Annotated in this window: 13 protein-coding genes and 1 pseudogene; 12 read left to right on the forward strand and 2 right to left on the reverse strand. The window is 43.5% G+C overall.

The genetic code is table 11. The features are described from left to right. The first annotated feature begins 189 nt into the window (after nucleotides 1–189). The 12 genes and pseudogenes from WEIDD23_RS01300 to WEIDD23_RS01355 all read left to right on the forward strand — a co-directional run bounded on the left by WEIDD23_RS01300 (nucleotide 190) and on the right by WEIDD23_RS01355 (nucleotide 9,513). Nucleotides 190–822: a hypothetical protein gene (locus WEIDD23_RS01300; RefSeq protein ID WP_010371653.1), complete on the forward strand. Its 633-nt coding sequence runs from the start codon at nucleotides 190–192 to the stop codon at nucleotides 820–822. A 142-nt stretch (nucleotides 823–964) separates the two neighbouring features. Then, a complete protein-coding gene (locus tag WEIDD23_RS01305; RefSeq protein WP_010371650.1) occupies nucleotides 965–1,333 on the forward strand; it encodes an iron-sulfur cluster biosynthesis family protein in 369 nt (122 codons plus the stop codon). A gap of 298 nt (nucleotides 1,334–1,631) precedes the next feature. Further along, nucleotides 1,632–1,781, forward strand: coding sequence for a 50S ribosomal protein L33 (gene rpmG, locus WEIDD23_RS01310; RefSeq protein WP_002827335.1), 150 nt, complete (start codon nucleotides 1,632–1,634; stop codon nucleotides 1,779–1,781). Nucleotides 1,782–1,783: 2 nt separating this feature from the next. Then, nucleotides 1,784–2,053, forward strand: a complete 270-nt coding sequence (rpsN, locus tag WEIDD23_RS01315; RefSeq protein ID WP_010371640.1) for a 30S ribosomal protein S14 — start codon at nucleotides 1,784–1,786, stop codon at nucleotides 2,051–2,053. 108 nt (nucleotides 2,054–2,161) lie between these two features. Continuing rightward, complete coding sequence (locus WEIDD23_RS01320; protein ID WP_010371638.1) at nucleotides 2,162–2,530, forward strand: VOC family protein; 369 nt, start codon at nucleotides 2,162–2,164, stop codon at nucleotides 2,528–2,530. A 124-nt stretch (nucleotides 2,531–2,654) separates the two neighbouring features. Continuing rightward, complete coding sequence (locus WEIDD23_RS01325) at nucleotides 2,655–3,848, forward strand: SAM-dependent methyltransferase (RefSeq protein ID WP_010371635.1); 1,194 nt, start codon at nucleotides 2,655–2,657, stop codon at nucleotides 3,846–3,848. 159 nt (nucleotides 3,849–4,007) lie between these two features. Then, complete coding sequence (locus WEIDD23_RS01330) at nucleotides 4,008–4,973, forward strand: matrixin family metalloprotease (RefSeq protein ID WP_010371631.1); 966 nt, start codon at nucleotides 4,008–4,010, stop codon at nucleotides 4,971–4,973. A 143-nt stretch (nucleotides 4,974–5,116) separates the two neighbouring features. After that, complete coding sequence (locus WEIDD23_RS01335) at nucleotides 5,117–6,172, forward strand: FtsX-like permease family protein (protein WP_010371628.1); 1,056 nt, start codon at nucleotides 5,117–5,119, stop codon at nucleotides 6,170–6,172. 2 nt (nucleotides 6,173–6,174) lie between these two features. Continuing rightward, nucleotides 6,175–6,855, forward strand: coding sequence for an ABC transporter ATP-binding protein (locus WEIDD23_RS01340; RefSeq protein ID WP_010371627.1), 681 nt, complete (start codon nucleotides 6,175–6,177; stop codon nucleotides 6,853–6,855). Nucleotides 6,856–6,910: 55 nt separating this feature from the next. Next, a pseudogene (locus WEIDD23_RS01345) lies at nucleotides 6,911–7,409 on the forward strand (VanZ family protein). A 31-nt stretch (nucleotides 7,410–7,440) separates the two neighbouring features. Then, nucleotides 7,441–8,013 (forward strand): TetR/AcrR family transcriptional regulator, encoded by a 573-nt coding sequence (locus tag WEIDD23_RS01350; RefSeq protein ID WP_010371619.1) that lies wholly within the window; start codon nucleotides 7,441–7,443, stop codon nucleotides 8,011–8,013. Nucleotides 8,014–8,181: 168 nt separating this feature from the next. Continuing rightward, entirely contained in the window at nucleotides 8,182–9,513 is a 1,332-nt protein-coding gene (locus WEIDD23_RS01355) for a dihydrolipoyl dehydrogenase family protein (protein ID WP_010371616.1), read from the forward strand. A gap of 240 nt (nucleotides 9,514–9,753) precedes the next feature. On the opposite strand, the gene WEIDD23_RS01360 is transcribed toward WEIDD23_RS01355, so the two are convergent. Both WEIDD23_RS01360 and WEIDD23_RS14215 read right to left on the reverse strand, forming a co-directional pair. After that, nucleotides 9,754–10,707 (reverse strand): AEC family transporter, encoded by a 954-nt coding sequence (locus WEIDD23_RS01360; RefSeq protein ID WP_010371612.1) that lies wholly within the window; start codon nucleotides 10,705–10,707, stop codon nucleotides 9,754–9,756. Between the two features lie 22 nt (nucleotides 10,708–10,729). Then, on the reverse strand, nucleotides 10,730–10,846 hold a 117-nt coding region (locus WEIDD23_RS14215), incomplete at its 5' end, for a hypothetical protein (protein ID WP_242865406.1).

A 10,846-nucleotide genomic window follows, 5' to 3' on the forward strand; every position in this document is an offset into this window, starting at 1 on the left:
TCATGTGACGCCATTTGATAAAATGAGGGCCTCAGCCAATCGAACAAACGTCTTTGACGGCCAGTTTGAAGAAATCCGGACAACTAAAATGAAGTAAACCTTAATGAGACGACAAGAAAACGTTCAGGTGCTAGGCGCATCTGAACGTTTTTTGTACAATGGAACTATTGATTTAAACGAGGTGATAGCATGCAACAATGGTGGCAACGAAAATTTGTTTTAGGCGCTGGGTTAATTGGCGCGATTATTTTAATGTTAGAGAGTGTTATCGCAACATTTGTTTGGCCCACGTATAAATTAGCGAAATACCCATTAGCGGTGCTGACTGCCCCGGATGCGATGTATGCAAGTGGCTTTCACGGGTTAGAGTTAGTGGCGGGGCTATTAATATTATTAACTTTGGTTGCTGTGTGGCGTTTTGCCCGATATGAGCAAGACAAAACGTTGTCTGCAGCAATGCAACAATTATTGATTGTCTGGTTAGCAGCCGTGATTTTACAGTTAGTTTGGCCGTTGAATTCGATCACAGAGGCAGTGTTAGCACGTGGCGTAATTGTCCGTGATGTTGTGTTTGGTGGCTTGGTGATTGTACTTATTTGGTCGCTCTGGCGCGTTGCGATTGCTAGTGTGCGCCGCGAAATGGATTCTTTAGCTAATGGGTTGAAGTTGCTAACAATTCTTTTCGGTTTGTTTCATGTCTTGCAATTTGTTGTGCCACTATTAGGCTGGCCATTGGCAGGGTTCTTTGATGTCTTAGCACTTGATGTCTTAGCAGCTGGTTTTGGCCTAATGAGTTGGTATTTTATGCGCTTGGCGGACTGATGATCTCTGGTAATCAGGTATCGTGACAGAAGTGTGCCTTTTTTCAACCGCTCAAAATTCAGGGTGCTATACTTTAATTGTTGAAAGAGATGAAACAATTAAATTGAATGAATTCAGACAAAATCTGAAGGAGGAAGAAATCATGTATTTGACAATTACTGATGCTGCATTGGAGAAGATTAACCCTATTTTGAAGGCCGAGCCTGGTCGCCGTTTGGTGATGATGTATGAAGATGGTGTGTCACCATATTCACACCACGGTGAGGTTGCCATGCAAGTTTCATTCGTGTTTGCCATTATTCGTGAGGACCAACCTTTGTTACCATGGTTCGACGAAACAATCGATTCAAACATCGGACCATTGCCAATCAAGGGTTACTCAAAGGACTACATGATTCCTAACATGGTTTTGGATGTTAAGAAGTTTGGCGGGGTTGTGTTGCGCGGAGATTCAGGTGTCATTGATGATACGCCTGAGATTCGTGACGAAACAGCTACTGTGACAGATTAATTAAACTCATAAAAGCCACCAATCCTGATTCAAGAGCTGAGGATTGGTGGCTTTTTAAGTATCCTGTGGATTTATTTAACGTTTGTTGGGCGACTAAAAATGCGTCAAGTAAAATTACTTGTCACTTTTTTGGTCAAAACACTTGATATTTGCGAACAAACTGTGTAATATAATTATTTGTAATTTACTAGCTATATTGTAACGGCGCAAGCTTGGGGATTAGCCCAATGCAGCTAATCCTGTCGTTCAAATTAGTGGTGAGGGGCACCTCACAAATTAAATTCAAGGAGTTATGTTAATGCGCATTAACATTTTGTTAGAAGCCGCCGAAACTGGTGAGCGTATCTACCTAACTTCTAAGAACCGTCGTAACACACCAGACCGCTTGGAGTTGAAGAAGTACTCTCCAAAGTTGCGTCGTGTTACTGTGTTCAAGGAGGTTAAGTAATCATGGCTAAGAAGTCAAAGATCGCTAAGGCTAAGAAGATTGAAGCAACTGTCGAGAAGTACGCTGAGAAGCGTGCTGCCTTGAAGGCTGCTGGTGACTACGTAGGTTTGTCAAAGTTGCCTCGCAACGCCTCACCTGTACGTATGCACAACCGTGATAAGATTGATGGACGTCCTCACGCTTACATGCGCGAGTTCGGAATGTCACGTTTGAACTTCCGTCAATTGGCACACAAGGGCTTGATCCCTGGTGTTAAGAAGGCTTCTTGGTAATCTGCATTTTACCTTAAGTCTTAAAGAAAGCATCTACGTTTGACGTAGATGCTTTTTTTTACGCCATTATGGTATGATTTAGAAAAATCGGAATGGTAGGCTAAAGAGATGAATAATGATGTTGAAGTGATGCTATATGTGACGGATGTGGACCGGGAGGCGAAATTCTGGCAATCGGTGGGTTTTGTCGAGCGTGATCGCCAAGATATGGGAGCGACAGAAATGGTGCAAATGGCGCCTAGTGAAGATGGCGCTTTTGCGTTTAACATTTTTGATTTGACGTTTATTAAAGAAAATTCCCCTGAGGTAGCAGATAATGTGCCATCAGTGATGTTGCATTCCGACGATATTGAGACTTTGTACGAAAAAATGCAAAGTCTAGGGATTGAGACAGGGGAACTAGTTGAGATGGGACTGCAAAAAGTCTTTAATTTCGCCAATCCAGACGGCTTGTACTTTGGAGTGTCGGGCATCTAATATAAGTTATGCCCTTAACTATTAATGCCAAATAAGTAAAATTTAATACATTATTAATACGTTTTCCGAAATAAAAGAGTAGAATGACGTTAGTATCTAATTTTAGTTGAGGTGTATTGCAGAGATGTTAGAAAAAACTGTTTTAAGTAAGCTTTTAGCAAATGCCTTTGACATGCCAGTTATGGTGACATACTGGGATGGCAAGACTGAAAACTATGGCGAGGGCCTTCCAAAGGTCCACATTAAGTTAAATAAAAAATTGGATATGAAGACGCTGGCTAAAATGCCAACGTTGACTTTGTCTGAGGCTTATATGAGTCGTGACATTGAAATTGAAGGTAGTATTCAAGAATTGATTGCGTCGGCTTATCGTAAGTCAGGTAGTTTTCTAACGAACCAAAGTGGGTTTAAGGGAACTTTGACGAAGATGATGCACGGCCACGATAAGCAATCATCTAAGGAAGATATTCATAGTCACTATGATATCGGAAATGATTTCTACAATAAGTGGCTAGACAAGACGATGACCTATTCAGCTGCTTATTGGGCGCGTGATGATATGACGCTTGAAGAAGCGCAAGTTGCCAAGGTGCACCACATCTTGGATAAGTTGCATGCTGAACCTGGTAAGAAGTTATTGGATATCGGTTCAGGGTGGGGAACGTTGATTATTACGGCCGCCCAAGAGTATGGCTTAGATGCCTATGGTGTGACTTTGTCTGAAGAGCAATATGCCCTAACGCAAGAGCGTGTTAAGGAATTGGGTCTTGAAGATAAGGTGCACGTCATGTTGATGGATTACCGTGATATCAAGGATATGCAATTTGACTACATTACATCAGTCGGTATGTTTGAGCACGTTGGAAAAGAGAACCTTGGTGAGTACTTTAAGAAGGTTGCTGAGTACCTAGTGCCTAATGGACGTGCATTGATTCACGGTATCACAGGACAACACTATGGTGCTGGTGTCGATCCGTTTATCCAAAAGTATATCTTCCCAGGTGGTTATATTCCAAACATTGCTGAAAATGTGACACACATTATGGAAGCTGGTTTGCAAATGGATGATATTGAGCCATTGCGACGCCACTACCAAAAGACGTTGGAAGCGTGGACGGCAAATTACCACAACGTGTATGACGAGACGATTGCTGAGCATGGTGAGCCATTTGCTCGGGCATGGGACTTGTATTTGCAAGGTAGTGCGGCGTCATTTGAAGCGGGTAACATTGACGTTATTCAATTCTTGATGACAAAGGGACCTGCAGGGCAAGGGTTGCCAATGACGCGTGCATTCATGACAGCGCGAGAAGCTTAATAATATGATTTAACAAGAGACACTTAGCTTTAGGTTAAGTGTCTTTTTTGTGACAAAATTACACTTATATATCGTAAGCGATTACATAAAACGATTCGCTTTCTCCTTACAAAACAAAAGTAATATGATAGATGCTGAGTTTTCAAGGAGAGAAAAACAATGCGATTCATTAAAGTTGTACTTGCAACGTCACTGACAGTGGCTTCACTGCCGTTTGGGCAGTCTGTGCACGCTGTGACTTGGGAGTACAGTAATTTAGATTCACAAGGCGAAGTAGTGGCCTATTCTGCCGATTACCCCGCGCAAACAGCTCAAGCGGCTGCCTATTGGAATAGTTTAGCTGGCGCAACTGTTGTTCAGGTTACAAGCGATCCAGCTGCGGCGACTGTTAAAGTTGAAAAACAAGAGACGGCAACAGGGGATTCCGATCCAAACGTTGCGTTAACATATGCGCCTGATGGGATTACAGATGTTTATCCAGCTCGAATTGCGACGCAAGGGGTTGATTTACAAACGGTTATTACCCATGAAATGGGGCATTCGTTAGGGTTGAATCATGATTCAAATTCAACCTTGATGGCCCCAGCGGGCGGCCAGTTGGGTGGTCAAGCGCATGATTATGAAGCCTTAAAGGCAGATTTGGCATCACACGGATGTGAAATTGATAATGCAGCATTTGATGCACCGCAGTCTACATCCGTCGCAGAAAGTTCGGCGGTAACAGAATCAGCGTCGGTTAGTGCACCCGTATCATCGGCAATAACAAGTGACCGGGCGATGTCATCGACTAAGAACCGTGCGTCATCTGCAATGACCGTCGCTACTGAGTCAACGGCAACAAGTAAGGCGGTAGTGTCCGCTGCGGCAACGTCATTGAGTCGTGCGACAAGCGTCTCTGAGGCAAGTTCAAGTCAAAGTAGTCAATCATCTGTCTCGACACCAGAACGCATTACAGCGAAGACATTGGCTTCTGAGAGCAAGACAACAACATTGCGTCAAACGGTAGCAGATACAACAGCTGTCGTAAAACAAACGGTAGTTGAAGTGGTCGCAGTAATGGTTGCGGCTGTTGCGGGTGTGACAGCCGCTATTGCGCGCTTTCAACGGCAACATATTGATCGTTAAAGATTGATACATCGATCAGGTTGATAAAAAGAAATAAAAACGGCATGTCAGTTTTTTAAGGCATGCCGTTTTTGCGCGTTTGATAGTATCGCAAGTGGCAACTCATTGATATGATAGCGCTATCAATCATAGGAGGTGCTCCAATGTTCTTAGCTTGGCGTGAAATTAAAAAAGAGAAAATGCGATACGGGCTAGTTATCACGGTCGTCATGTTAATTAGTTACCTCGTCTTTGTGCTCTGTGCATTGGCGATGGGACTAGCACGTGAAAATACAGTGGCAATCGAGAGCTGGCAAATTAAATCAGCCGTAATGACACGGGATGCAAATGGTAATGCTGGTCAATCCTTGTTAACTGAGCAAGAAGCGCGGTCATTACAGCAAAAGCGTGGCGCAGCAATTTTAGGAATTACGCCGACAACGATGAAACGTGCCGGACATCGTGAGTCAGTCCAGTTTATTGGGTTGCATGCAAATGAATTTGTGAAGGACCGGTTGCAAGTTGTTAGTGGTCGGCTGCCACAGCATGCGGACGAAATTGCTGTTGATACGACGTTAAATCATGCACGGTACCCCCGCCACGAGACGGTGACATTAGGCTTATCAGCAACGCGTTATAAGATCGTTGGCTATGTCGCCCAAGCGCAGTACAATATGGCACCGGTTGTTTACGGTGATTTAGAAGCTTGGTCTTCAATCAAGGGTGTTTCAAATGATTATGCAGGAAGTTTAGCCGTTTATCGCGAGGATGCGCCGAATGTACCGCGTGAATTAGTGAACTATTCAACGAAGCAACTCATTGATAAACTACCTGGGTATGTGGCACAAAAAGCCACGTTTGGCTTGATGATCGGCTTTTTGGTTATCATTTCGATGATTATTATGACAATCTTCCTATATATTTTGACGATTCAAAAATTGCCTAATTTGGCGGTCTTACGTGCGCAAGGCATACCAAACCGTTTTTTGACTCGCAATACACTCTTCGAAACAGGAGTAATTGTGATGTCGGCGGTGGTCATTGGGGGTGGATTGGCCGTGATGACCTTAACCCTATTACCAGATACTGTGCCGGTGTATATCAGTTGGCCTGTTACGGGACTAATTGCGCTAGGGCTGTTGCTGACGGGGCTGTTAGGAACCATCGTACCAATTCGGTTGATTAGTAAAATTGACCCAGCAAGTGTGATTGGAGGGTAATCATGACAAAGGAAGTGTTAGCAGTTCGCCATGTAACAAAACGGTTTGGCCAGGGAGAAAATCAAGTCGTGGCGTTACAAGATGCGTCGATGTCAGTCCGTGCGAGTGAAGTTGTGTTGATTATCGGTCCTTCGGGATCTGGTAAGAGCACGCTCTTGACGATTTTAGGAGGGTTGCAAACACCGACTGAAGGTGAGGTGCGCTTGATGAACGAAGATTTACAAGCATTAACGCAACGCGATTTAGAGAAACTACGACTTGATAAAATTGGCTTCGTTTTACAAGCATACAATTTGGTGCCTTATTTGACGGTTGCCGATCAATTTAAGTTGGTTGATCAGGTAAAGAAAACGCCTAATGTAGCTGAAAAAACGTTTGAGCGTATTTTAAGACGTCTGGGTATCGTGGCCATGACGCACCGATATCCAGACGAATTGTCAGGTGGTCAAAAGCAACGGGTGGCGTTGGCACGGGCGCTATATGCGGATCCAACAATTATTTTGGCTGATGAACCGACAGCTGCGTTAGATAGTGAGCGGGTAAACGAGGTCGGTCAACTGCTGGCTGAAATTGCACACCAACAGCATAAAGCAGTTGTTGTGGTGACGCACGATATCCGATTACAGGAGTTTGCAGATCGGACGTATGAAATTGTCGACGGTCGCTTATCAGAAAAGAGTTGAGGCACTTACTTTTGCCCACTTGACGGCGCCAAGAGAAGCTTAGTAACATATGAGCATGAGAAAATTACAAGGAACCACCATTTGGTATGGCATCGCCTTTTTGATCATGGCGGTGCTTTTTTATTCGAGTAGTCAAACCTATGCCCAACAGAGTCAAATTGGTACGTTGCACCATGTGTTGGCAAACGAACCCTTAAAGGATGTTTTCGCTCAGTTCCCGATTCATTACGGTGGGGATGTGACGGACGCATCGCAAAATTATTTTAAATATGTTGAGTTTTTTTATGCGTAAGTTTGCGCATTTTAGCACTTACTTTATTCTTGGAATGGCTTGGTACATGGCTATTCATAAACAACTCGGTAATTGGTTCATTGCTGCTTTCATTGCGTGGCAGGCTGCAACGGGGTATGCTGGCCTGGATGAATTCCATCAGTCTTTGACGGGTGGTCGGTCACCAATGTTTGCGGATGTGATGCTTGATAGCGCTGGCGCGTTAACGGCGGTTATTTTGACTGTTGTCATACAAGCGATTTGGCGTCGAATTCACGCTTGAACGGAAAGGGAAACTCCCTTAATATAAGAGTATGAGAACAAGAGACAGTAATAAAATAAAAGCATTAGAAGATGCGACATATGACCTCGTTGAAGAAGCGGGTATTGCGAATTTTAGTATTAATAAATTGGCTAAGCGAGCAGGTGTTTCGGTTGCCACAGCTTACATCTATTACGCAAATAAAGCAGATTTACTGGGGCAGCTATTTGAAAAAGTTCAGACATTGTTAGTGGGGAGTATTGCGGTGCCTGACGATGACCAGACACCACAAGAACAATTCGAAGTCGTGATGCGAGCGTACGCACAAACATTTGAGCAGCATCCCAAGCAAGTTGCCTTTATGGCAACGTTGGTAGCGAATCCAGAATTCCTGCCAACGGAGATTCAGGGGGAAGGATCTTTGCTGGGACCGGCAATGTTAACTGTTATTAAGCGCGCATACCAGCAACAACTATTGATGACGGCTAATGTGGATATTATTGTTGCGCAGTCATTGCAACCGATGCAGTGGTTATTGCAATCGCGTTTGCGTAATGGGTTAACAGTTTCTAATGATGAATTAACTGAGTTGATTGCGTTAGCATCGCGGGCACTATTTAAATAATAAACCTTAAGAAAGCCGACTTTGATTGTCATCAATCAAGGTCGACTTTTTGTATCAGGTTAAATATTATGAATTCGCTTACTTTTCCGATATACTAGATAATGTAATTGATTTTGAGAGCTCAATTATATCTAAACAATCGCATATTTCCACGGGAGGAAAGATTTTATGACAACGTATGATTATGATGTGTTGTATATCGGTAGTGGCCACGGTACATTTGACGGGGCAATTCCGTTGGGAGCGAAAGGGAAGAAGGTTGGTGTTGTTGAACAGGATTTGGTCGGTGGAACCTGCCCAAATCGTGGCTGCAACGCAAAAATTGTATTAGATTCACCAGTGGCTTTCCAACGCCATATGGAAGATGTTCACGGCGTTGTGACAGGTGACGTTAAGATTGATTGGCCTGCTAATCAAGCGCACAAGCACGATGTTATTGATGGTTTGCCAGCATTCATCCAAGGTTTGTTGGATTCAACTGATGTTGATGTGTTGTTTGGTCGTGGAACGTTGGCAGATGCCCACACAGTGATGGTTAATGGTGAGGCTAAGACGGCAGACAAGATTGTCATTGCGACAGGATTGCGTCCAAACCGTCTGACAATCCCAGGTGCAGATTTAGCGCATGATTCTTCAGATTTCTTGAATTTGAGTGACATGCCAAACCGAGTGACAATTATTGGTGCGGGTTATATTGCAATGGAATTTGCAACAATGGCAAATGCTGCTGGTGCAGAAGTCACTGTTTTGATGCGCGGCACACAGGCACTCCGCGCTTACCACCAACCGTTCGTAGAACAAATCATTGCTGATTTGACATCACGTGGCGTTGTATTCGATCGTGACACACAAGTTGATGCTATTGTGCAGGGCGCAGATGGCCTAGTTGTGCGTGGTGCTGATTTGGCGGTTGAAACAGATTGGGTCTTAGACGCAACTGGCCGTATTCCGAATGTCGAAGAGCTTGGCTTGGAAACAGTTGGCGTTAGTTATAATGCAAAGGGAATTGTCGTTGACGATTACTTGCGGACGACGGTACCAAATATTTATGCGTCAGGTGACGTGATTGATAAGGTACAACCTAAATTAACGCCAACGGCCATTTTTGAGTCACTTTACCTGATGCATACGTTTGCCGGTGAAACGACAGATCCAATCGTGTATCCAGTAATTCCGTCTGTTGTCTTTACGTCACCACGTTTGGCACAGGTTGGGGTAACGGTGGCTGAAGCTGAGGCTAATCCTGAATTGTACACGATGGTCCAAAATCACATTCCAGATGATTGGTACCGCCAAGTTGATCAAGAAAAGATTGGTGACAACATTTTAATTTTTGATCAAGCACACAAGCTGGTTGGTGCAACGGAAGTGTCACATAAGGCAGATGATGTCATTAATGCTTTGTTGCCAGCCATTGAGTTTAAATTTGGTCAAGCTGAAATTGAGCGTATGGTACATTTGTTCCCATCAATTGCATCGTCTGCATGGGGCCAATTGTAATTAGTAATTAAAAATTTGTTCTGATAAAAAAGACCCCGTTGCTGGTTAGGCAACGGGGTCTTTTAGTACCATACATTTCTGTAAATGGTAGGTACAATCGCTTGGTGTATCGCAACAGCAAACAACAATTTGTTTTGTAAAAGTGTTCTGCTAGTTCGTGTAGTTGTTTATAGCACGATGCATCAAGTTTATTCTATGAGATTGGTTTAAAAGGTTAATTTGGTATAAATGAATTCAGTCTTACAATAGGGTGATGATTTCCATCAAAATTGGCACCACGATCACGAATAAGACTGTTGACGTTGTGACAACGTTTGTTGCATATTCAACATCACCCTTAGCTTCACCTACTAGGATTGGCAAAACAGCTAATCCAGGGGCGGCCGCTTGGATAATTAACGTTCCTTGCTCGACAGAAGGGATCGTCATATTGTGCTTGAACATCATCATGACAACAATCATGACGGCAGGCGCAAAGACGAAACGACCGAGTAAGGCAACGATGGTATCACGGTCAAAGTGGATTGACTTCAATCCAGCGTCGGCCAAGACGATACCAATGTAAATCAATGACAGTGGCGTAACGACACCGCCGACCATTGAGAAAGTCTTATCAACAAGCGTTGGTAATGGCAAATCAAGTAGCAACCAGATCAAGGCAACGATAAACCCAAGCAATGGGGCAGGTAACAACTTTTTCCAGTTAAACTTTTGCGCAACGTCAGACTTTGGTCCGTCATTTGAAACGAAGAAAATACCAATAGCCCACGTTGAAACGGTGTTTGCTAGGTAGTAAACCAGGAAGAATGACAATGAATGGTTACCAAACAAGGCCAAATTCAAAGGCAATCCAATAAAAATCGTGTTTGCATTAACAAACATGTTAATAAACGTACCACGACGGCCTTCGCGAACCTTCAAAATCTTTGTTAACAGCCAAGCTACCAAGTAACCAAAAGCAAAAGAAATAATAACAAAAATCAGTGATCCAGAAAGGGATAGTAACTTTGAGCGGGTCAAGTTGTCCAAAACACCTACGAAAATGTTTAAGGGCAATGCGACCTTCATAATCAAAAATTCAATATCGTGCTTGAATGAGTCTTGAAACTTACCGCCGTTGCGGAGGAAGAAACCCAAAGCAATCACGAAAATAATCTCAACAACAGATGAGATTGAAGTTAGCAATGCAGACATCTTAAATGACTCCTATGTGCGATTAGTATTCAGGCGTCCATTGAGCAGCCTTAACAGCAGCTTCAACGTCGTCGATTTCAACTTGATTCAAACCTTCAGCAATTGCTTGCTTAGCCACAGCAACCGCAACACGGAATGA

Origin of the sequence: Weissella sp. DD23, from assembly GCF_001579105.1 — a bacterium.
GTDB lineage: Bacteria > Bacillota > Bacilli > Lactobacillales > Lactobacillaceae > Weissella > Weissella cibaria.

What these genes read in the sequence shown, in the direction of transcription:
- WEIDD23_RS01360 (WP_010371612.1), bottom strand. Translation starts at nt 10,707, where the DNA reads ATGTCTGCATTGCTAACTTCAATCTCATCTGTTGTTGAGATTATTTTC.
- WEIDD23_RS01335 (WP_010371628.1), top strand. Translation starts at nt 5,117, where the DNA reads ATGTTCTTAGCTTGGCGTGAAATTAAAAAAGAGAAAATGCGATACGGG.
- WEIDD23_RS01300 (WP_010371653.1), top strand. Translation starts at nt 190, where the DNA reads ATGCAACAATGGTGGCAACGAAAATTTGTTTTAGGCGCTGGGTTAATT.
- rpmG (WP_002827335.1), top strand. Translation starts at nt 1,632, where the DNA reads ATGCGCATTAACATTTTGTTAGAAGCCGCCGAAACTGGTGAGCGTATC.
- WEIDD23_RS01340 (WP_010371627.1), top strand. Translation starts at nt 6,175, where the DNA reads ATGACAAAGGAAGTGTTAGCAGTTCGCCATGTAACAAAACGGTTTGGC.
- WEIDD23_RS01305 (WP_010371650.1), top strand. Translation starts at nt 965, where the DNA reads ATGTATTTGACAATTACTGATGCTGCATTGGAGAAGATTAACCCTATT.
- WEIDD23_RS01330 (WP_010371631.1), top strand. Translation starts at nt 4,008, where the DNA reads ATGCGATTCATTAAAGTTGTACTTGCAACGTCACTGACAGTGGCTTCA.
- rpsN (WP_010371640.1), top strand. Translation starts at nt 1,784, where the DNA reads ATGGCTAAGAAGTCAAAGATCGCTAAGGCTAAGAAGATTGAAGCAACT.
- WEIDD23_RS01325 (WP_010371635.1), top strand. Translation starts at nt 2,655, where the DNA reads ATGTTAGAAAAAACTGTTTTAAGTAAGCTTTTAGCAAATGCCTTTGAC.
- WEIDD23_RS01355 (WP_010371616.1), top strand. Translation starts at nt 8,182, where the DNA reads ATGACAACGTATGATTATGATGTGTTGTATATCGGTAGTGGCCACGGT.
- WEIDD23_RS01320 (WP_010371638.1), top strand. Translation starts at nt 2,162, where the DNA reads ATGAATAATGATGTTGAAGTGATGCTATATGTGACGGATGTGGACCGG.
- WEIDD23_RS01350 (WP_010371619.1), top strand. Translation starts at nt 7,441, where the DNA reads ATGAGAACAAGAGACAGTAATAAAATAAAAGCATTAGAAGATGCGACA.